Annotated in this window: 18 protein-coding genes; 14 read left to right on the plus strand and 4 right to left on the minus strand. The window is 32.7% G+C overall.

Features of this window, described 5'->3' with window-relative positions:
• Window positions 1-156: 156 nt before the first annotated feature.
• Window positions 157-888 (plus strand): bifunctional demethylmenaquinone methyltransferase/2-methoxy-6-polyprenyl-1,4-benzoquinol methylase UbiE, encoded by a 732-nt coding sequence (gene ubiE / locus HM992_RS19685; RefSeq protein ID WP_179321281.1) that lies wholly within the window; start codon window positions 157-159, stop codon window positions 886-888.
• A gap of 1 nt (window position 889) precedes the next feature.
• The gene (gene porT / locus HM992_RS19690) at window positions 890-1,606 is read left to right on the plus strand and encodes a type IX secretion/gliding motility protein PorT/SprT (RefSeq protein ID WP_179321282.1); all 717 of its coding nucleotides are present in this window, start codon (window positions 890-892) and stop codon (window positions 1,604-1,606) included.
• On the opposite strand, the gene HM992_RS19695 is transcribed toward porT, so the two are convergent.
• A complete protein-coding gene (locus tag HM992_RS19695) occupies window positions 1,593-2,327 on the minus strand; it encodes a TrmH family RNA methyltransferase (RefSeq protein ID WP_179321283.1) in 735 nt (244 codons plus the stop codon). The two genes, porT and HM992_RS19695, sit on opposite strands and share 14 nt — an antisense overlap.
• Window positions 2,328-2,532: 205 nt before the next feature.
• Between HM992_RS19695 and tamL the strand changes: the two genes are divergently transcribed.
• The 3 genes from tamL (at window position 2,533) to accD (ending at window position 7,509) form a co-directional block, all read left to right on the plus strand.
• A complete protein-coding gene (gene tamL / locus HM992_RS19700) occupies window positions 2,533-5,076 on the plus strand; it encodes a translocation and assembly module lipoprotein TamL (protein WP_317167558.1) in 2,544 nt (847 codons plus the stop codon).
• A gap of 210 nt (window positions 5,077-5,286) precedes the next feature.
• Window positions 5,287-6,354 carry a class II fructose-bisphosphate aldolase gene (gene fbaA / locus HM992_RS19705; protein WP_179321284.1) on the plus strand — a complete coding sequence of 356 codons (1,068 nt, stop codon included), beginning with the start codon at window positions 5,287-5,289 and terminating at the stop codon, window positions 6,352-6,354.
• Between the two features lie 297 nt (window positions 6,355-6,651).
• On the plus strand, window positions 6,652-7,509 hold the full coding sequence (gene accD / locus HM992_RS19710; protein WP_178983502.1) for an acetyl-CoA carboxylase, carboxyltransferase subunit beta: 858 nt from the start codon (window positions 6,652-6,654) through the stop codon (window positions 7,507-7,509).
• Window positions 7,510-7,586: 77 nt separating this feature from the next.
• Here the strand turns inward: accD and HM992_RS19715 are convergent, their stop codons facing one another.
• Both HM992_RS19715 and HM992_RS19720 read right to left on the minus strand, forming a co-directional pair.
• Window positions 7,587-8,699 carry a sensor histidine kinase gene (locus HM992_RS19715; RefSeq protein ID WP_179321285.1) on the minus strand — a complete coding sequence of 371 codons (1,113 nt, stop codon included), beginning with the start codon at window positions 8,697-8,699 and terminating at the stop codon, window positions 7,587-7,589.
• Between the two features lie 131 nt (window positions 8,700-8,830).
• Window positions 8,831-9,937, minus strand: coding sequence for a sensor histidine kinase (locus HM992_RS19720; RefSeq protein ID WP_179321286.1), 1,107 nt, complete (start codon window positions 9,935-9,937; stop codon window positions 8,831-8,833).
• 192 nt (window positions 9,938-10,129) lie between these two features.
• On the opposite strand from HM992_RS19720, the gene rpsO reads away from it, so the two are divergent.
• A complete protein-coding gene (gene rpsO / locus HM992_RS19725; protein WP_178986833.1) occupies window positions 10,130-10,399 on the plus strand; it encodes a 30S ribosomal protein S15 in 270 nt (89 codons plus the stop codon).
• A gap of 191 nt (window positions 10,400-10,590) precedes the next feature.
• Window positions 10,591-12,846: a polyribonucleotide nucleotidyltransferase gene (locus HM992_RS19730; RefSeq protein WP_178983499.1), complete on the plus strand. Its 2,256-nt coding sequence runs from the start codon at window positions 10,591-10,593 to the stop codon at window positions 12,844-12,846.
• 60 nt (window positions 12,847-12,906) lie between these two features.
• On the opposite strand, the gene HM992_RS19735 is transcribed toward HM992_RS19730, so the two are convergent.
• Window positions 12,907-13,308 carry a hypothetical protein gene (locus tag HM992_RS19735; protein WP_178983498.1) on the minus strand — a complete coding sequence of 134 codons (402 nt, stop codon included), beginning with the start codon at window positions 13,306-13,308 and terminating at the stop codon, window positions 12,907-12,909.
• 739 nt (window positions 13,309-14,047) lie between these two features.
• Between HM992_RS19735 and HM992_RS19740 the strand changes: the two genes are divergently transcribed.
• The 7 genes from HM992_RS19740 to rpe all read left to right on the plus strand — a co-directional run bounded on the left by HM992_RS19740 (window position 14,048) and on the right by rpe (window position 21,246).
• On the plus strand, window positions 14,048-15,484 hold the full coding sequence (locus tag HM992_RS19740; RefSeq protein WP_178983497.1) for a glycosyltransferase: 1,437 nt from the start codon (window positions 14,048-14,050) through the stop codon (window positions 15,482-15,484).
• Between the two features lie 290 nt (window positions 15,485-15,774).
• Window positions 15,775-16,581 carry a pyrroline-5-carboxylate reductase gene (proC, locus tag HM992_RS19745; protein WP_178983496.1) on the plus strand — a complete coding sequence of 269 codons (807 nt, stop codon included), beginning with the start codon at window positions 15,775-15,777 and terminating at the stop codon, window positions 16,579-16,581.
• 131 nt (window positions 16,582-16,712) lie between these two features.
• Window positions 16,713-17,492 (plus strand): glutamate 5-kinase, encoded by a 780-nt coding sequence (gene proB / locus HM992_RS19750; protein WP_178983495.1) that lies wholly within the window; start codon window positions 16,713-16,715, stop codon window positions 17,490-17,492.
• A 137-nt stretch (window positions 17,493-17,629) separates the two neighbouring features.
• A complete protein-coding gene (locus tag HM992_RS19755) occupies window positions 17,630-18,829 on the plus strand; it encodes a glutamate-5-semialdehyde dehydrogenase (protein ID WP_179321287.1) in 1,200 nt (399 codons plus the stop codon).
• 54 nt (window positions 18,830-18,883) lie between these two features.
• Window positions 18,884-19,258, plus strand: a complete 375-nt coding sequence (locus tag HM992_RS19760) for a hypothetical protein (RefSeq protein WP_179321288.1) — start codon at window positions 18,884-18,886, stop codon at window positions 19,256-19,258.
• 93 nt (window positions 19,259-19,351) lie between these two features.
• The gene (locus tag HM992_RS19765; protein ID WP_092466645.1) at window positions 19,352-20,215 is read left to right on the plus strand and encodes a sigma-70 family RNA polymerase sigma factor; all 864 of its coding nucleotides are present in this window, start codon (window positions 19,352-19,354) and stop codon (window positions 20,213-20,215) included.
• Between the two features lie 368 nt (window positions 20,216-20,583).
• Complete coding sequence (rpe, locus tag HM992_RS19770; protein WP_179321289.1) at window positions 20,584-21,246, plus strand: ribulose-phosphate 3-epimerase; 663 nt, start codon at window positions 20,584-20,586, stop codon at window positions 21,244-21,246.
• Window positions 21,247-21,507 lie beyond the last annotated feature (261 nt).

Here is a 21,507-nt window from a genome sequence, read left to right on the forward strand (position 1 = left end):
ATTTAAAGTTACATACACCGAAAAAAACCATAAATTCATAAGTCTCAAAAAGCCTATTTTTTTAATGTTTATTACATCACAAATTTTTATTTTTAACTTTAAATACTTCCAACTTTAAGTACTTATAACTTATCCATATATTTGCCAAAAATTTTTATGGCCGAAAAAGTAAACCCATACAAAGACAGTGACGCCTCTAAAAAGGAACAGGTTACTAAAATGTTCGATACTATTTCTAATGAATACGATGGTCTAAACCGTGTGATTTCTTTTGGAATAGATGTAAAATGGCGAAATAAGGTTGTAGAAATGGTCGCCAAAACTAAACCTAAAAATATCTTAGACATTGCTACAGGGACAGGAGATTTAGCGATTAGCCTAACCTCTACAAACGCTAAAGAAATTATTGGCTTGGATATTAGCGATGGTATGTTAGAGGTTGGTCGTAAAAAAATCAGTTCTAAAAACTTAGATGGCATTATTTCTATGGTTATTGGAGATTCTGAAGATTTACCTTTTGAAGACAACACTTTTGATGCTATAACCGTAGCTTTTGGAGTCCGTAATTTTGAGCATTTAGAAAAAGGACTTGCCGAAATTTTACGAGTGCTAAAACCAAATGGTATTTTTGTTATTCTTGAAACTTCCGTTCCTACGAATCCTATTTATAAAGCAGGCTACAACGTGCATACCAAACTCATTATGCCAACCATAGGAAAGCTCTTTTCTAAAGATAAAGTTGCTTATAGTTATTTAAGCGAATCGGCTTCTTTGTTTCCTTATGGAGAGGCTTTAAACAATATTTTAAGAAAAATTGGGTTTATTAATGTCATAGACCTACCACAAACCATGGGAGTGGCAACAATTTACTCAGCATCTAAAGCATAATATGAAGCATTTTTGTATCATTTTCGTATTTTTATTCGCGTTTCAAAGTTCTTCTGCACAACTTTTCACGAAAGAAAAAGTGGCGAATTCTGTAGATAATATTGATCAAAAGTTTTTGACTTGGGGTTATTTTATTGGCTTCAATCAATATGACTTTAATTTTGACTACAACGAAAATTTAAAAGATATCCTCGTTGATAAAACATCTGGGTTTCATTTAGGTCTTATTGGTGACATGCGTATTAATGATTACCTGAATTTAAGACTAGAACCCGGAGTATTCTTTACGACCAGAAATTTAGAATACGACGAAAGCTATTTTCAAGGCACAGAATTTAATGATTCTGATTTGCTAAGGGAGGTAAAATCAACATACGTACACATTCCACTTTTATTAAAAGTCTCAACAAAACGTATTAACAATTTTAAACCGTTTATTGTTGGAGGTGTTTCTACGGCTTTAAACCTATCTAGCAATCAGGATAACCCAAACGATAATAGTTCTGGAGAGTTTAGAATGACCAAAAACACGTACTTCTACGAACTTGGATTTGGGATTGACCTTTATTTACAATACTTCAAATTCACACCTTCTATACGTGGCGTTTTTTCAATGAATGACGAAATTATTAAGGATATGGATCCTAATAGTCCATGGACAGGCAACATCTCAAAAATGCAAACTAGAGGTGTTTTTATTAATTTTACTTTTCAATAGTCCGTCTGCTAAATTCACTTAAAAGAATTGCAGTGGCATTGGCCACATTTAAGCTTTCCGTTTCTTTAATGGTACCAAATTGAGGAATGGTTATTTTTCGATTCACTTTTGCTTCAATAGCATCAGAAATTCCATTGGCTTCATTTCCAAGAATTATGATTCCTTGTTCTGGTAAGGTTGCTGTATAGATATTTTCACCATTCATAAAAGTACCAAACACTTCAGTTTTATTAGATTCTAAATAGTCTTGCAAATCTACATATTGCACATTTACACGTGTTAAAGACCCCATTGTTGCTTGCACGACTTTAGTATTATAGCAATCTACTGTATTTAAGCTACACACTAAATCCTTAATACCGTACCAATCGCAAAGTCTAATTATGGTGCCTAAGTTCCCAGGATCTCTTACATCATCTAAAGCTACAATTAAACCGTTGTCTTGAGATTTTATTTGCTCCGGAATTTCAAAAATGGCTAACGCTGTATTTGGGTTTTTAAGCGCTGATATTTTTTTTAATTCGACTTCTGAAATTCCCGAAATCAAATCCTGTGGAGCCTCAAATATTGGCTTTGTGGTATAGAGGTTTTTTAAGTTGTAATCTGACTTTAAGAATTCTGAAATTCCTTTAATACCTTCAACTATAAATGAACCATTTTGTTGACGCCCTTTTTTTTGACTTAAACTTTTAATTAACTTTATTTGATTCTTTGATAACATTAAAATGTCTTTACATTTGTTAGACGAAACGCTTAATTATACAAAGTAAACCTTTTTTGAGGTAATAACGTTTCGAAATTAAAGTGACTATGCTATTTCTATAGAGGAAATGGTATTATTTTTGTTTCATTAACCGTTTTAAACTAATTCACCAAATTTAACTTTGCAACAGACCACTTTAACATCATTTATTAACCACAAGTCTTTGTCTAGCTTCACATTGCTTTTTATAAGTATACTGATGCTAAGTTCTTGTAATGTTGTAAAACGTGTTAAAGATGGCGAACATCTTGTTATTAGTAATTCTATTATAGCAGATAGTGTTCATGTTTCTAATGAACGGATTAATAATATTATCGATCAAAAAGTCAACTCTGGTATACGCAAGTATTTTAGTACACCTTTAAAACTTCATATCTATAATTTAGCCAGACCAAATATAGATTCTATTCTAGACGCTAATATTTTAAGTGATTCTTCCAAAGTTAAACTGCGAATAGCCATACTTTCAAAAAAGCAATTTGATAAACAAATAGAATCGCGACGTAATTTTAACGCATGGTTAAAACGCACAGGTGAAGCGCCTGTCATTTACGACGAAGACAAAACCATAAAAACGGCGAAAAACCTTCGTAAATATTATTATAGCAAAGGCTGGTTTAATAATGAAGTGACTTACGATGTAGAAAAGGACAGTAATAAGCTTGCCAAAGTAACTTACAAAGTCACAAAAAAGAAACCTTATATTTTAGACTCTTTAAGACCTATTATTAGCAGCAGTGCAATCGATTCTGTTTATCCAAAATTTATAAGAGCAACATTATTAAAAAAAGGTGAACAGTTTGATGAGCAGAATTATGAAACTGAACGCGAGCGTATTAATACGTATTTAAGAAATACTGGTTTTTATCATTTTGGACAAGATTATATCCGTTTTGAAATGGATACAATTAACACCAACCATAAAGTACATACCGACTTAATTATAGCAAATAGGACCATTAGAGGTGACGATTCTACAACAACAGAGCCTTTTAAGATTTATAAAATTAAGGAAGTCAACATTTACACAGACGATAATTTTGACAATCGGTTTAAAGCTATTACGGACACAGCGACCTACAAGGACATTAATCTTTATAGTAAGGAAAAATTAAAGTTTAGACCTAAAGCACTTACTGATGCTGTTTTTATTAATGCCGGAGATAATTACAGTGACCTAGCAAGAAGTAGAACATCGCGTTACCTCAACGATTTGCAAATGTTCCGCTATCCAAATATCGATTTTATTGAAAACGAAGCAGACACCACCCTAACTGCAAATATATTTTTAGAGCCCAAAAAGAAATACAGTTTAAGTTTTGATCCTGAAATTAATACGAGTAACATTCAAACCATAGGATTTTCATTTAGTACAGGTTTAAAAATCAGAAATGTATTTAGGGGAGCAGAAACTTTAGAAATCTCAGGAATTGCGGCAATTGGCGCATCCAAAACCAGAAATGACTTAGAAGCTTCCTTTTTTGATATTAATGAATTTGGTGGAAATATACGGTTAACCATTCCGAGATTATTCAGTCCGTTTAATACCGATAAGATTATTCCAAAATACATGTCACCAAGCACTATTATAAACTTGTCTGCAACGAGCCAACAAAATATTGGATTAGATAAACAAGCCATATCTGGTGTATTTAGTTACAATTGGTTCCCATCAAATACCGTGACCAATACCTTAGAATTGTTTAATGTAAATTTTGTAAAAAACTTAAATACTAGCAATTACTTTGGTGTCTACACCAACTCTTTTTCTAGTTTAAACTCCATAGCTCAAGACATCAATTATATTGGCAGTGATGAAAGTTTATATGATTCTAGCTTATCAAATTCATATGCTCCTGCAGATGATTTTATCAGCGACGTTTTAACGGGAAATACAAGTTTAACTTCTAATGATGACGATTTTACAACCGTTAATAATATTGAAGAACGAAAAGAAAGACTAACAGAAAACAACCTTATATTTTCTACAAGTTTCGATTATAAAAAAGACAAAAGGAAAAACATCTTTGATAACGATTTCTCGGTTTTTAAATGGAGAGTAGAATTAGCTGGAAACTTTCTATCTGGCATTTCTAGCCTTGCAGGCGCTCCTAAAAATGACGCTGGTAACTATGAAGTTTTTGGAGTTGCATTCTCTCAATATTTTAAAACTGAAATTGATTATGTGAAGTATATTGATTTAGGGAGAAAGAATGTATTGGCTTTCCGAAGTTATGCCGGAATTGCAATTCCGTTCGGAAACTCAAATAGTATTCCGTTTGCTGAGAGTTTCTTTGCCGGTGGACCTAATGATAACAGAGCATGGACTGCTTATAACTTAGGACCTGGAAGCTCTAAATCTACAAACGAATTTAATGAAGCAAATTTCAAAATACATTTAAGTGCTGAGCAACGTTTCAGTCTGTTTGGTGCGTTTCAAGGAGCTGTTTTTGTAGATGCTGGTAATATTTGGAATGCTTTAGATAACGTAACTGACGACGCAGCAACATTTACTAGTTTTAACTCTTTAAAAGATATAGCTGTAGGTTCTGGTTTTGGTATTCGCTATGATTTTGACTTCTTTGTACTTCGTTTTGATGTTGGCTTAAAAACCTATGACCCTTCACAAAGCGATAACAACCGTTGGTTTAGAGACTACAACTTTAGAAATGCGGTATATAACATTGGTATTAACTATCCATTTTAAAAATTCATCGTTTTACTTTGAATCTATAACTCTTCAATTTTAATTAAAATGATTAAAAAGGTGACGCCGTATTATTATTCTATCACTTTAATTTCCAAACTTATAATACCTAATGGACTACAACGTTTTCGATATTTTATAACAAATTAGACTACAGAAATACTCAAAATTTACGTACTTTTGGTAACATAAATTATCAATACTATAATTATGAGTCATAATATCAAACCTGGCGTTGCCACAGGAAAAGAAGTTCAAAATATTTTTAATCATGCTAAAGAAAAAGGCTATGCTTTACCAGCTGTAAATGTCATTGGCTCTAACACAATCAATGCAGTTTTAGAAACTGCAAAAGCATTAAATGCACCTGTTATTATTCAGTTTTCAAATGGAGGAGCACAATTTAATGCCGGTAAAAGCTTAAGTAATGAAGATCAAAAAGCATCTATTGCAGGTTCTATTGCAGGCGCTAAGCATATTCACTTAATGGCAGAAGCTTATGGAGTACCTGTTATTTTACATACAGACCATTGTGCTAAAAAATTATTACCTTGGATTGACGGTTTGCTAGATGCTAGTGAACAGCATTTTAAAGAAACAGGGAAATCATTGTACAGTTCTCACATGATTGATTTATCTGAAGAACCAATAGAAGAAAACATTGCAATCTGTAAAACATATCTTGAGCGTATGAGCAAAATGGGTATGACTTTAGAGATTGAATTAGGTATTACTGGTGGAGAAGAAGATGGTGTAGATAATACAGATGTAGATGATTCTAAATTATACACACAACCAGAAGAAGTAGCTTATGCTTATGAAGAATTAAGTAAAGTAAGCGATCAGTTTACCATCGCAGCAGCTTTTGGTAATGTACATGGAGTTTACAAGCCTGGTAACGTAAAGTTAACACCAAAAATATTAAAGAATTCTCAAGAGTTCCTATCTAAGAAACATAATTTACCTCACAACCATATTGATTTTGTATTCCATGGTGGATCTGGTTCTACAGTAGAAGAAATTAGAGAAGCAATAGGTTACGGAGTTATTAAAATGAATATTGACACTGATATGCAATATGCATTTTTAAGTGGTGTTAGAGATTATGTACAAGATAATAAGGACTACTTACAAACTCAAATCGGGAATCCTGATGGAGCTGATGTTCCTAACAAAAAATACTACGATCCTCGCGTTTGGTTACGTAAAGGTGAAGATGCTTTTGTAGAAAGACTTAAAAAAGCATTTGAAGATTTAAATAATGTAAACACTTTATAAGTTTATTTTATTAATTATTTACTGACCCATTAGAACTTATAATCAGAGTTTTAATGGGTTTTTATTTGACTAATAAAACTCGAATAATGAGATACTTTTCTCTATTTTTGAGTTATGTTTAATAAAATAGTAATTTTGTGCGCTTTCTAATAGCAAAACAGAACTAACTAAAAACCGATTAGAGATCACATCAATAATCGAAAAACCTTCCTGAGAATTACCCTGCATAGCGCTTATGCTGATTAGAACCAAAGCGACTAAGTAATGGTAGTCAAAGGATTAAAATCGTAACCTAATATGGCTTGGTTTAAAAGAAAAGATAAAGGTATTCACACTTCTACGGAAGAAAAAAAAGATACACCTAAAGGACTTTGGTACAAATCTCCAACAGGTAAAATCATAGATACAAAAGAACTTGAACAAAATTTTTATGTGAGTCCAGAAGATGGCTATCACGTAAGAATTGGAAGTAACGAATATTTCCAAATTCTATTTGATGATAATAAGTATACGGAATTAGATGCTAATTTAACGTCTAAAGACCCTCTTAAATTTGAAGACACAAAAAAATACCCAGACCGTTTAAAGGCCGCACAAGCTAAAACCAATCTTAAAGATGCGGTACGCACAGCTGTTGGTAAATCTAACGGACAAGATTTGGTAATTGCTTGTATGGATTTCAGTTTTATTGGAGGTTCTATGGGATCTGTTGTAGGTGAAAAAATAGCGAGAGCTGCTGACTACGCAATAAAGAAGAAAACCCCTTTAATGATTATTAGTAAATCTGGAGGTGCACGTATGATGGAAGCTGCATTATCATTAATGCAATTAGCTAAAACATCTGTAAAGTTAGCTCAGATGGCAGATGCTGGCATTCCTTATATTTCATTATGTACAGATCCAACAACAGGTGGTACAACGGCATCTTTTGCAATGCTAGGTGATATAAACATCGCAGAACCAGGAGCCTTAATTGGTTTTGCTGGCCCAAGAATTGTAAGAGATACAACAGGAAAAGAATTACCAGAAGGCTTTCAAACGTCTGAATTTTTATTAGAACATGGCTTCTTAGATTTTATAACACACCGAAGAGACCTTAAGAAAAGAGTTAATTTGTATATAGATTTAATAAAAAATCAGCCCGTAAGAGCTTAATAGAAAACGTAAAAAGAGGTGTAATAACCTCTTTTTTTATTTTTATCTGTTAGTATAAAACTGTAACTCATTTATAATTATGCAGTAGCTAAGTCACTTAAAAAATAAACAGAAAAACAAGTACCCTCATTTACTTTACTTTCCACTTCTATTTTGCCACCTATACTTTCAATGTGATTCTTAGTCATGTACAAACCCACGCCTCGTGAGTCTGGATGCTCATGAAAAGTACCATTTAATGTAAACAACTTATTATAATTAGACTCTAAATCTATCCCTAGACCGTTATCTTTTATCTTAAGTACTACAAATTCATCTTTTAAACTACTAGAAAGTTCAATAGTCGTTTGTCTTTCGTCTGATTTATATTTAATTGAATTGGTAAGAAAGTTGAGAATTATACTATCAATATAGGCTTCTATTCCCTGTATATAGAATCCTTTATCTACCTTATTAATAATTTCACAGTTTTCCCTTTTCGCAATGGCATTAACATTATAAATAGAATTTTCAATATAATTATGTAAGGATAATCTGCTTAAAATATTGAATTTTTTAGGTTTGTTCAACCTCATTAAGTTAAGGTTATGCACCGTATCATCGAGATTAATTAAAGCGTCTTTTAACATCTTATAACTTTCATTGGATTTCAATATATCCTCTAATTCTTCTTCAAGAAATTCAGTGACAGAAAATAAATTACCAACATGTGTTCTAATATCGTGAGTTGCAATATGTGCAAAATCTTTCAACTTCTCGTTTTGTCCTTTAATCACATTCATTAAAAACTCCAGATGCCATGTCGCTGATTTTTGAGTAGAGATATCTGCTAATTGACTGATAAAATATATAGGCTCATCATTTTCATCTCTTACCAATGACACGGATAAAAGCGTCCAAACGACATAACCTTGTTTATGAAAATATCTTTTTTCAATCTGATAATTATCAATCTCCCCATTCACTAATTGATGCATATGAACTAAATCAGATTCAATGTCATCACGATGCGTAATGTCTCGGAAATTCAATTTATAAAGTTCTGCTTCATCATACCCTAATAAATTCACAATGCTTTGGTTGACCTTAATCCACACGCCATCAAGGCTCACAATAGAAATACCGCCATTAGCATTCTCAAAAATATTTTGAAAGACTTTGTTTTTTAAACGATTGAGATTTTTTGGCATGAGTTAACATTAAGGTTTAAAACAAAATTAAATTATACCATAAATTAGTTTAACTCAATAGATTATTAAGTTACCATAAACACTCAAATTCTCAGAATTGTTATTTGAAAGTGCATCCATATAAGCTGAAACTAAGCTTTCTTAAAAAACACTGTAAATACTGTACCTTCGTCAACTTTACTCTCTACCTCTACTTTGCCCCCTAAAGATTCAATATGATTCTTGGTGATAAAAAGCCCAATACCAATCGCGTCCTCATTATAATGGAAGGTATTATACATTTGAAATAGCTTGTCACCAAATTTTTCTAAATCAATTCCCAATCCATTATCTTTAATTTTTAGCACCACATAGTCATCTTGAAACTCAGAACTCAGCTCAATGATTGATTTTCTCTTATTGGATCTGTATTTGATGGCATTGGTAATAAAATTAAGAATTATACTATCTAAATAAGCAGGTATGCCTTTTACACAGGTATCTTCATCTATTAGATTGTATATAATAGCTTCCGCATTTTGCGCTAATGCAATAATATTATAAGTAGCCTTTTGGGTGAAATCATATAAATTGAGGACTTCCATTTTAGAATCTTCAATTTCTCTAATTTTAGCAACTTCAGTTAAATGAGACACCGTTTCTTGGAGATTACCAATAGCCCTTTTTAGTAATTGATAATTGTCGTTATCTTTTAAAAACGTATAATCTTCTTCTAAAAAATCGGTTAAAGATGATAAATTACCCGAATGTGATCTTAAATTATGTGTCACAATATTAGCAAACGATGTTAACCTCTCATTTTGATCTTTAGCAACACTAAGCAATGTTTTTAATTTATCTTCACTTTTCTTACGATTAGTGATATCGTTAAATTGCCAAATCATATGAGGTCTGCCCTCTTTAAAATAGACTAATGACACCGAAATTAACATCCAGAGAATAGAGCCATCTTTATGAAAGTAGCGTTGCTTTACACGGTATTTATCAATGTCACCGCTAATAAGCTTTTCAAATTTTTCTTCGTGGACACCAAGGTCTTGAGCATAGACAATATTATTAATGTCCATATTAAAGAGTTCCCATCTGGTATATCCAAAAATATCGCAGATACTCTCATTAACTTTTAACCAATTTCCATCTAAATTCACAATAGCAATACCATTATAAGTATTGTTAAATGTGCGTTCTAAAACGTCGTAAGCGTTTGAGAAATTCCGTAAATCATTTGAAACTTTCATACATATCGTTTAATAAGGATTAATCTATTGAAAGCTATTTTGTTGTTAGGGAAAATCTGTATTAGGACATAATTACATTCTTTAGGATATCAAAAAGTTACGAAAAAAATTCCAAATCACAAAAAAGTAGTATATTTGCCGCTCGAAAGAGAGGCTTTCGTGTACATAAAAATCATTTACAATAATATTAGCATGTATTTAGATCAAAAAGGAAAAGAGGAAATCTTTACAAAACATGGTGGTAATGCAAAGAACACTGGTTCTGCAGAAGGACAGATTGCATTATTTACGGCAAGAATTAATCACTTAACAGAACATTTAAAGAAAAATCGTAAAGATTTTAACACTGAGCGTTCATTAGTAAAGTTAGTAGGTAAAAGAAGAAGCTTACTAGATTATTTAACTAAGAAAGATGTTTTAAGATATCGTGCGATAGTTAAAGAATTAGGATTAAGAAAATAATCTCAATATAAAGGCCACGCATTTAGCGTGGCTTTTTGTTTATATATAACTCAAACGTAAGAGTAAAACAATCGTAAAAAAATAGCAGAAAAATCCTAAAACGATTTTAGGGTTCGCGGTTTTTCATTGGTCACAAACAACAACTACACAACAACACAACGACCATTGTTTAATTTAGAATTAAAAAATTTATGATTCCAAAAGTTTTTAGAGAGGTCATAGACCTTGGTGATGGTAGAGAAATTTCTATCGAAACCGGAAAATTAGCAAAACAAGCGCATGGTAGCGTTGTTGTGCAATCTGGAAAATGTATGTTATTATGTACAGTTGTTTCCAATTACGAACAGAAAGATGTGGACTTCCTTCCACTTACTGTTGATTACAGAGAAAAATTTGCTGCCGCTGGTCGTTATCCAGGTGGTTTCTTTAAGAGAGAAGCAAGACCTAGTGATGGTGAAGTATTAACAATGCGTTTAGTAGACCGCGTTTTACGTCCATTATTCCCAAAAGATTACCATTCTGAAACTCAGGTGATGATTCAGTTAATGTCTCACGATCCTGAAGTTATGCCAGATGCTATGGCAGGTTTAGCCGCTTCGGCAGCTATTCAATTATCAGATTTCCCTTTTGAATGTGCTATCTCTGAAGCTAGAGTTGGTCGCGTCAATGGAGAATTCATTATCAACCCAACACTTGCACAGTTAGAAGAGTCTGACATCGATATGATGATTGGTGCTTCTGCAGATTCTGTAATGATGGTAGAAGGTGAAATGGATGAGATTTCTGAAGAAGAAATGGCTGAAGCAATTAAGTTTGCTCACGAAGCTATTAAAGTACAATGTGCTGCTCAAATTAGATTAGCAGAAGCATTTGGCAAAAAAGCGACTCGTGAATATCAACCAGAAAGAGAAGATAAAGACTTAGAGAAGAAAGTACGTGACATGGCTTACGATAAAGTGTATGCTATTGCAAAAGCTGGATCTTCTAAGCATGAAAGAAGTGCTGCTTTTAAACAAATAAAAGAAGATATCAAAGCTACTTTTTCTGAAGAAGAATTAGCAGATTACGGAGGTTTAGTTTCTGACTATTACCGTAAGGCTGAAAAAGCTGCAATTAGAGATTTAACCTTAGATGAAGGTCTACGTTTAGATGGTCGTAAGACTGACGAAATTAGACCAATTTGGTGTGAGGTAGATTATTTACCATCTACACATGGTTCTTCAATCTTTACACGTGGTGAAACTCAAGCCTTAGCTACTGTAACTTTAGGGACATCTAGAGATGCTAACCAAATAGATATGCCATCTCAAGAAGGTGAAGAGCGTTTCTATTTACATTATAACTTCCCACCTTTTTGTACCGGTGAAGCTAGACCAATCCGTGGAACCTCTCGTAGAGAAGTTGGTCATGGTAACTTAGCGCAACGTGCATTAAAAGGAATGATTCCTGCAGATTGTCCTTATACAGTTCGTGTTGTTTCTGAAGTATTAGAATCTAATGGTTCATCGTCTATGGCAACAGTTTGTTCTGGTACAATGGCACTTATGGATGCTGGTGTGCAAATGAAGAAACCTGTTTCTGGTATTGCAATGGGATTAATTTCTGATGCTGAATCTGGAAAATACGCTGTATTATCTGATATCTTAGGTGATGAAGATCACTTAGGTGATATGGACTTTAAAGTGACTGGTACTGCAGACGGAATTACCGCTTGTCAGATGGATATTAAAGTAAAAGGATTGTCTTACGAAATTTTAGTAAATGCTTTACAACAAGCACGTGCTGGTCGTTTACATATCTTAGAGAAATTGGTTGACACTATTGCTAAGCCAAATGTAGATGTGAAAGAACATGCACCTACAATGGTAACAAGACGTGTTCCTAATGAATTCATTGGAGCTTTAATTGGACCAGGTGGAAAAGTAATTCAAGAAATGCAAAAAGAAACTGAGACGACTATCGTTATTAACGAAGATCCAGTGACTGAAGAAGGTATTGTTGAAATTATGGGTGTTGGTAAAACAGGTATTAATGCTGTTATGGCAAAAATTGATGCTATCTTATTTAAGCCAACTGTTGGTAGCGTATACGAAGTAAAAGTAATCAAGATGTTAGATTTTGGTGCTGTTGTTGAGTATATGGATGCACCAGGAAACGAAGTGTTATTGCATGTATCTGAGTTAGCTTGGGAGCGTACAGAAAACGTATCTGACGTTGTAAATATGGGAGATGTTTTTGATGTAAAATACTTCGGAATTGATTCTAGAACACGTAAAGAGAAAGTATCTCGTAAAGCTATTTTGCCAAAACCGGAAGGTTATGTAGCAAGACCACCAAGAGATGATAACCGTTCTGGTGGACGTGATAACAATAGAGGAAGAGATAATCGCGGACGTGATAACAGACGTGATGATCGCAAGCCAAGACAAGATAAAAAGGAAGATTAATTTCTTTATTAAATCTTAACATATTAAAAAGCCTATCAACATTTGATAGGCTTTTTGTTTTTAATTAAAATCTATATCAACTGGAATATCTGGACCTCGGTAAGAAATAGCCGCAATTATAATGGTCACAACGCCTATAACAACCAATCCAATTCCTGTTCCATATATAATAGACATCGTTTTATTATGAAGCCTTACTAATTTAGTGTCATTTGTCTTTATTGGCACTAACACCTCTTTACCTTTTGTTTTTTTAACACCATAATATTGATTGTCATCTAAAACTATTTTCTTAAATTTTAATGTCGTTCCATCATTAGTTGTTAGTTTTACTCGTTTACCTTCTTCCGTCGCCACTTTAAGTGTTACGTTTTCTTTCTTATACACACGGCAACTTTGACATAGAATTAAACTCATCAATATAATACTTATAACTCTAGTTTGCTTTTTAATACTAACCATAATTTCAGTTTATTAACAGCTTCAATATTACAATAGAAATCCTTTATTAAGCAGAACCATTTCTAACAATCCCCTGTAATTTAAACATTTATCCTAAGGTTTTAGTTTTTAAATCTTAATATCTTTGAAGGTCTATCAAAATTTGATATACTTATTTTTATATCTCTATCTCATAACAATGCATCTTAAAAATTATAATTTCCACTACTTTAGAGCCATTTTACCTAATTCAAAAAGCTGTATGGCTATAAAAATTGCATATCATACTGAAATTAAAGAAACACGTTAGGCATAATTTAAGTTATAAACTTTCGTTACTAGTACAAAACCATATTTATGAAGAATATATTCTTGCTTCTAATCTTACTAGTTAGCTCAAAGGTTTTTTCTCAAGATAGTATAAATTATTTCAAAGGTGATTTTGACTCAGCATTAAAAAAAGTAAAACTTCACTCTTTAAATACGGCTATCAATACCAAATAAAAAAATAATATTTAGACTTCTATAAAGGATTCAATTCATCACTATTACATCTACTTAATAGCGCTTCATTTTTCAACAAAAACATTTAAAAATCATCATTTTACAAACTTCAACCAATAACGTTAAAAGTTTCCCGAAATGGTGATTTTTATCTCTTAGAAGTAATTTCCTTAATGTTAAATAAAACTCAAAAAAAATCTAAATTGTAATATAGCACGTACATCTGTTTTAATCAATCACACTAAAAAAAGGATATATGGCTTCAAAAAACTCACCCTCAAATACTATATTTTCAAACACCAAGAGCAAATCTAAAAAACTATCTAACCAATTCAATTTATTTATTAATAGTAAATCAAAAACTGAAAATCCGAACAATAAAATTGTCCTATTTAGTACATTTTTACTTCTTGTTTTAGGCGTCTATTTTCTTTCTGTCTTTTATGGTGATTTTGAACAATTCAACGCAGACAAAATGAGTACGACTATTGGTTATAGCTTCATAATTATAGCTACAACACTTATAGTTTTTAAGGCATTATTCTTTATTTATAAAGCCTATAATTATTTTAAATACAAGCCGATTGCCTCTGTTTCGGACAATGAATTACCAACAGTTACGGTTATTGTTCCTGCGTATAACGAAGGCAAACAAGTTTATGACACGTTAGTGAGTTTAGACAATAGTAATTACCCAAAACAAAAATTACAAATTATATCTATCGATGACGGTAGTAAAGACGATACTTGGGATTGGATGCTTGATGCCAAAAAGATACTTGGTGATCGTTTAGAAATTTATCAACAACCAGAAAACCAAGGAAAACGTCATGCACTTTATCGTGGATTTAATTTAGGTACAGGCGATATTTATGTCACCGTAGATAGTGATTCTATTGTAACTGAAGACACCCTTAGAAACTTAGTTAGTCCTTTTATTAAAGATGAAAATTGTGGTGCAGTTGCAGGAAACATTCGAGTTCTAAACAATAAAAAGGAAATGCTTCCTAAAATGTTAGATGTAAGTTTTGTGTTGAGTTTTGAATTTGTGCGCTCTGCAGAAAGTAATTTGAATTCTGTATTGTGTACACCTGGCGCCCTAGCTGCTTATAGAAGTACTGCCGTTCATAATTGTTTACCAGAATGGATTAACCAAACGTTTATGGGCAAACCTTCCGATATTGGTGAAGATAGAGCCATGACGAACATGATTTTAAAACAAGGTAAGCATGTCTTGTTTCAAAAAAATGCGGTAGCTTTTACCAATGTACCCGAACAATATATGGGATTATATAAAATGTTTATTCGTTGGGGACGAAGTAACGTGAGAGAGAATTTGGAAATGGCAAAATACGTCTTCACAAATTTCAGAGCCAAAGGCAAGTCTGGAACAAGGATTTTATTTATTAGCCAGTTCCTAAAAATAGTAATGAGTTACCCTCTACTAATTTCGATGTTATTCTTCGTTTTAGTACATCCATTATTATTTTTAGGTTCTACTTTAGTTAGTATTTTGGTCATTTCAACTTTTTCGGTCATATTTTTTACCAGTCAATACAAAACCACTCAAGGGTTTTGGGCATACTCTTATAGCATCTTATTTACATTCGCGCTATTTTGGATTACACCTTACGCCATTGCTACAGCAAGCCGAAGAGGTTGGTTAACACGTGAATTGGTTGAGACAAAATAAAAATTAGTTTTGCAAAATATTCTAAGCCTACGAAATTCTAAATTTTGTAGGCTTTTTCTATTATATTTTCCAATTTGTCACCGACAGTCTGTCATAATTCGCTAAAAGTATTTTGTAGTAAATTATGACATCCCAACCTAATACCCTAATACAGTTTCAATACTTCAACTATAATTACAAAATCTTTAGAATATCCAAATTCTTTAAATCATAATTTCATTTTGGCACTGTCGCATAGTAGTTGCGGTTAATAAGGCAACTGACAGTTAACTTATTAACTAAAATAAATTATGAAAGTATTAGTAATTGGAGCCGGAAACATGGGCTTAACTTATGCTGAAGGTATGGCAGAATCGCCACTACTCAGCAAGTATAAATTAAAAATTTATGATACCGATCCAAAAAAGATAGAAAGCCTAAGCAAAGACTCTAGATTTATCGTTTACGATAATTTAGATGATTGCTTACCAAAAGCAGATATCGTATTTATAGCCGTAAAACCTTATCACAGTGATGGATTATTTGAAGACATGAAACCAATGTTAAACGATAATCAAATTTTTGTATCTCTAATGGCTGGTGTCACCATAGATACTATTCAGCAAAAGTTAGAAGCAAAAAAAGTGATTAGAACTATGCCCAATTTGCCAGCTCAAGTTGGAAAAGGTGTAACCTCTTATACAGAATCTGATACTGTTTCAAGAGTAGAACTGCTAATGATAAGAAATCTTTTGGATACCACAGGAACATCAATTCACGTTAACACTGAAAATTTTATTGATGCCTCTACAGGGATTTCAGGAAGTGGACCAGCTTATGTGTTCTATTTTATGCAATCTATGCTAGAAGCAGCTCAAAAAATGGGATTTTCAGATTACGATTCAAAAGTTTTAGTGAGTAGTACGTTTGAAGGAGCCATAGAACTCTTCAACCAAAATGATATATCTCCAAAATCATGGATAGACAAAGTTGCATCAAAAGGAGGCACAACCCAAGCTGCTATAGATTCTATGGATGATAATAATGTAAAACAGTTAATTCAAGATGCGGCTTATGCAGCTTTTGATCGTGCTGTTGAAATGGGTAAAGAAGATTAAGTGCAAGTGAATTGTCACTTTGTAATTGAGTTTTTCTTCGGTTTGCAAAAACCTATTTCAAAATAACTTAACATCTTAATAACAAAATTAAAGTCTTTAGAAATTAAATCTGAAGCTTGAAAAATTAAAAAATGAATAGAAAGATAAAACGTGTGGTCGTAAAAGTAGGGACCAACGTATTAACCAATAAAGATAATAGAATTTTAGGACCAGTGCTTCGTGAATTGGTAAGACAAATCGCTGTCCTTTATGAGGAAGACATAATGGTTATCCTTGTATCCTCGGGTTCTGCGATGGCAGGCATGGAAGTATTGGGAGAAACTAACATTAAAGACAAGTCTATAAGAAGACAAGTCTATTCTTCTGTAGGTCAGCCACGAATGATGCGTCATTATTACAGTCTTTTTCACGATTATGGAATGCGATGCGCACAGGTATTAGCTACAAAGCGCGATTTTGATATCGGTAAACACCGTGAAAACATGATAAATTGTTACGAAGGTTTACTATCTGAAGGCGTCATTCCAATTGCCAATGAAGATGATGCTGTATCACTTACAATGTCAATGTTTTCAGATAATGACGAGTTAGCTAGTTTAGTTGCTGAACTTATTGACGCTGACCGATTGATTATTCTTTCAGATACAGACGGACTATATAATGGGCATCCAGATGATGATGATTCAAAAATTTTGAATACCGTGAAAACAGATCAGAATGTAGAAAAATATGTTCAAGATTCCGATAAAAAAGAAGGTGAAGGACGTGGAGGTATGGCTTCAAAATTAAAAATTGCAAAAGTAACAGCCAATAAAAACATTCCAACGTATATCGCCAACGGTAAAAGAGAAAATGTAATTGTAGATATCATTAACAATAAACAAGTAGGAACAAAATTTATTAGTGCTTAGGTTCCAACCATAAGATCAGAACCAAGACTTAATCCTATTTACCAAATAAATAGATAAAATATTAAAGCCTATTAGTGGTTTAAAGCTTCACTTAAAAAATAAGTATCGAACCGTTAGTAACGATTAAAAACTTAAACATGAAACTATTACAAACAGACATAAAAAACAACGTTCTAAAATCAATGATAAAGATTTTGGGTCGCGAAAGGCATTCAATTATTGAAGCCAATAAAAAAGATCTAAATGCTTTTCAAAAAGAAGATCAAGCCTTATATGATCGTCTCATTGTGAATGATAAAAAGGTAGATGAAATGATAGCTGCCGTAGAAGCTGTAATGCTTCAAGAAGATCCTGTTGGTAGAGAAATAACCAATAAAACTTTAAAAAACAAGCTTAACATCGTTAACACGACAGCTCCGTTCGGTACGATATTGATCATTTATGAATCGCGACCAGATGTTACTATAGAAGCTGCAGTTTTAGCCTTTAAAGCCAATAATAAGATTTTATTAAAAGGAGGTAAAGAAGCCTTAAACAGTAATCTTATTTTAGAAAAATGCTGGCACGAAGCTTTAGAAGACAACGGATTATCTAAGGATTGGATTAAACTTCTGCATTTAAAACGAGAGGAAACTCAAGAATTTCTTAAAAACCCTACCGAACCTTTAGATTTAATTGTGCCTCGTGGTGGTGAGCGACTAATCAATTTTGTAAAAACACATGCCACATGTGCTGTTTTAGTCAGTGGCCGTGGAAATAACTTTTTATATGTATCAGAACATGCGGATTGGAGTAAAGCTGTAAATGTGATTATTAATGCAAAAACAGATAAAATTTCGGGCTGCAATGCCTTAGACAAAGTACTTATCAATAAGAATTTACCGCAATATGAAATAAAACTGAAAATGCTTCAAGAAAAATTGGAACAACATAAGGTTGAGATTCTAGTTGATCATAAAGTTTCTGATATTTTACCGCAAAAGGAAACCATTGCAAATCAAGATATATGGTATGAGGAATTTTTAGCATTAAAATTACTTATCGGACAAGTATCATCCTTAGATGAAGCGATTAAGACTATTAATACATACTCTGGAAAACATTCTGCTTCAATTATAACAGAAGATAAAACTGAGGCTATGAACTTTATGCATAATGTAGATAGTGCTGCTGTATATCATAATGCGTCAACCAGATTCACAGATGGTGGTCAAATGGGAGTTGGTGCAGAATTAGCCATTAGCACAGATAAATTGCATCATCGAGGTCCTTTAGGTTTAAACCAATTGGTAACTAACAAATATTATGTTTATGGAGATGGGCAGGTTAGAATTTAATAATATATAGCTCATAATTAGGATTTTACATAAATATTTCTTATACTATAGGTTATGATTACACAAGACAAAAATAAATACGCGGTAGAATTAAGTAATTCAATATCTTATCTTGAAAATTTAGGCTATTCTAATATTAAAGCCGACTTAGACGGTTATGAAACTCCTAAATCATATCATAAAAAAGGAAGTAATATAGATGTTACTCCAGATATTGTTGCAGAAAAAGAAGGACGAAAACATATATTTGATTTAAGTTTAAAGTCTGAAAAACCTAGATTACTAAAATCCAAATGGCTGTTTTTAAACACATTAAGTAAAATTAAATCTTATAGATTTCGGTTAATAACCATGAGAGGTCATTATAAATTTACCAACGAAACTATAGGTGCCATAAATCTTGACACCGTTAAACTCTTAAAGATTTAATTTTTTTTATTAGTATTGTGTAACATTTTATTGCTTTTGTACGTATAATAAAAGCAACATGATGTTGTTAAATTGCACAAATCATAAATATAAATGAGACAGCTTAAAATTACCAAGCAGGTTACCAATAGAGAAACTGCTTCATTAGATAAATATTTACAAGAAATTGGTAAGGTAGATCTAATTACAGCAGACGAAGAGGTAGAATTAGCGCAACGCATAAAAGCAGGAGATCAACTTGCTTTAGAAAAGTTAACGAAAGCTAACTTACGTTTTGTTGTTTCTGTTGCTAAGCAATACCAAAACCAAGGTTTAACATTACCAGATTTAATTAACGAAGGTAATTTAGGTTTAATAAAAGCTGCACAACGTTTTGATGAAACACGTGGTTTTAAATTTATTTCTTATGCTGTATGGTGGATTCGTCAATCGATTCTTCAAGCTTTAGCTGAACAATCTCGTATTGTACGTTTACCATTAAATAAGATTGGTTCTATTAATAAAATTAATAAGACGTTTGCCTTTTTAGAGCAAAGTCATGAGCGACCACCTTCTGCAGAAGAGATTGCAAAAGAATTAGACATGACGATTAACGATGTTAAGGAGTCTATGAAAAATTCTGGTCGTCACGTCAGTATGGATGCTCCTTTAGTAGAAGGTGAAGATTCTAACTTATATGATGTATTACGAAGTGGAGAATCACCAAATCCGGATAGAGATTTATTACACGAATCTTTAAGAACTGAGATTGAACGTGCTTTAGAAACATTAACTCCTCGTGAAGCTGATGTGATCCGTTTGTATTTTGGTTTAGCTAGTCAACACCCAATGACACTCGAAGAAATCGGAGAAACCTTCGATTTAACACGTGAACGTGTAAGACAAATAAAAGAAAAAGCTATTAGACGTTTGAAACATACGTCTAGAAGTAAAATATTAAAAACATATTTAGGTTAGTAATTCATATTTTTAACGACCAACCTAAAGAAGGTAACAACAGTTACAAACATAACTGTTCGTTTTTTGATTGATGAAAGAACCCACGGCTGATTACCGTGGGTTCACTTTTTTAGTCTATCCTAGTTTTCCCAAAGCGAAAGGATTCTAGTGTTATACATGTTTGATTCTCTATTTTTTATCTTAGATTATAATTAACATAGTATACTTACGTCGCTCATACTTCTTGTCACTTGTCTCATCTGATCTATTACCTTCTCATAGTAATTCTCGCTCCCTTCTTTCTCCAACTTCCCTTTCCTTACCAAAAGCACAAAAAAATCTTCACATTTTAAGTACCTTTGCACAAACTTAAAAGAACACACGTAATGGCTTCAAAAATAATTGCTCCATCAATGCTAGCTGCCGATTTTGGCAATCTTCAACGCGATACTGAAATGGTAAACCATAGTGATGCCGATTGGTTTCATATTGATGTTATGGACGGCCACTTTGTACCCAACATATCTTACGGAATGCCCGTAATTGCTGCTATAAAAAAGCATGCGACTAAACCGTTAGATGTTCACTTAATGATTGAAAAGCCGGAACGTTACATTGAAGAATTCGCGAAGGTAGGAGCTGATATTATTACGGTTCATTATGAATCTACTGTTCATTTGCATAGAACTTTAAGACAAATTAAGGATGCCGGTTGCAAAGCTGGAATTGTTCTTAATATCACGACTCCACTGACTGTTTTAGAAGACATTTTACCTGAATGTTACATGATATTATTGATGTCTATAAACCCAGGTTTTGGAGGACAGAAATTTGAAGATATCACCTACAAACGTGTAAAAAACCTGCGAAAAATGATAAACGAGCAAGGTCTAGATACACGCATTGAAATAGATGGAGGTGTCACTGATAAAAATATCCAAAAATTAGTTGAAGCCGGAGCTGATGCCTTTGTTGCTGGAAGTCATGTTTTTAAAAGTGAGAACCCAACAGCGACTATTAAAACTTTAAAAGCATTAGCCAATTCTTAAAATAAATAGTATCTGAATCGCATAATTATAAGCTAATTGTCCTATTGAGCGCAATCAAAATATAGTCTACCTATTATTTTTTTAGACTGCGCTCAAATCGACAACTTTAAACTTTATAGGGCGCTTTTTTTTTATGCTTTAATAAATAATTGCTTCCCTATATATATTATCCATACACTATCTATGGAGTATCTATGGAGTATCTATGGAGTATCTATGGAGTATCTATGGAGTATCTATGGAGTATCTATGGAGTATCTA

The organism is Winogradskyella helgolandensis, from assembly GCF_013404085.1.
GTDB lineage: Bacteria > Bacteroidota > Bacteroidia > Flavobacteriales > Flavobacteriaceae > Winogradskyella > Winogradskyella helgolandensis.

Bases quoted from the DNA above. Each gene is read 5' to 3' on its own strand.
- porT (WP_179321282.1), top strand. From the start codon at position 890: ATGAAGCATTTTTGTATCATTTTCGTATTTTTATTCGCGTTTCAAAGT.
- HM992_RS19765 (WP_092466645.1), top strand. From the start codon at position 19,352: ATGAGACAGCTTAAAATTACCAAGCAGGTTACCAATAGAGAAACTGCT.
- HM992_RS19730 (WP_178983499.1), top strand. From the start codon at position 10,591: ATGATTCCAAAAGTTTTTAGAGAGGTCATAGACCTTGGTGATGGTAGA.
- proB (WP_178983495.1), top strand. From the start codon at position 16,713: ATGAATAGAAAGATAAAACGTGTGGTCGTAAAAGTAGGGACCAACGTA.
- rpsO (WP_178986833.1), top strand. From the start codon at position 10,130: ATGTATTTAGATCAAAAAGGAAAAGAGGAAATCTTTACAAAACATGGT.
- HM992_RS19695 (WP_179321283.1), bottom strand. From the start codon at position 2,327: ATGTTATCAAAGAATCAAATAAAGTTAATTAAAAGTTTAAGTCAAAAA.
- ubiE (WP_179321281.1), top strand. From the start codon at position 157: ATGGCCGAAAAAGTAAACCCATACAAAGACAGTGACGCCTCTAAAAAG.
- HM992_RS19715 (WP_179321285.1), bottom strand. From the start codon at position 8,699: ATGCCAAAAAATCTCAATCGTTTAAAAAACAAAGTCTTTCAAAATATT.
- HM992_RS19720 (WP_179321286.1), bottom strand. From the start codon at position 9,937: ATGAAAGTTTCAAATGATTTACGGAATTTCTCAAACGCTTACGACGTT.
- rpe (WP_179321289.1), top strand. From the start codon at position 20,584: ATGGCTTCAAAAATAATTGCTCCATCAATGCTAGCTGCCGATTTTGGC.
- proC (WP_178983496.1), top strand. From the start codon at position 15,775: ATGAAAGTATTAGTAATTGGAGCCGGAAACATGGGCTTAACTTATGCT.
- HM992_RS19755 (WP_179321287.1), top strand. From the start codon at position 17,630: ATGAAACTATTACAAACAGACATAAAAAACAACGTTCTAAAATCAATG.
- HM992_RS19760 (WP_179321288.1), top strand. From the start codon at position 18,884: ATGATTACACAAGACAAAAATAAATACGCGGTAGAATTAAGTAATTCA.
- fbaA (WP_179321284.1), top strand. From the start codon at position 5,287: ATGAGTCATAATATCAAACCTGGCGTTGCCACAGGAAAAGAAGTTCAA.
- HM992_RS19740 (WP_178983497.1), top strand. From the start codon at position 14,048: ATGGCTTCAAAAAACTCACCCTCAAATACTATATTTTCAAACACCAAG.
- HM992_RS19735 (WP_178983498.1), bottom strand. From the start codon at position 13,308: ATGGTTAGTATTAAAAAGCAAACTAGAGTTATAAGTATTATATTGATG.
- accD (WP_178983502.1), top strand. From the start codon at position 6,652: ATGGCTTGGTTTAAAAGAAAAGATAAAGGTATTCACACTTCTACGGAA.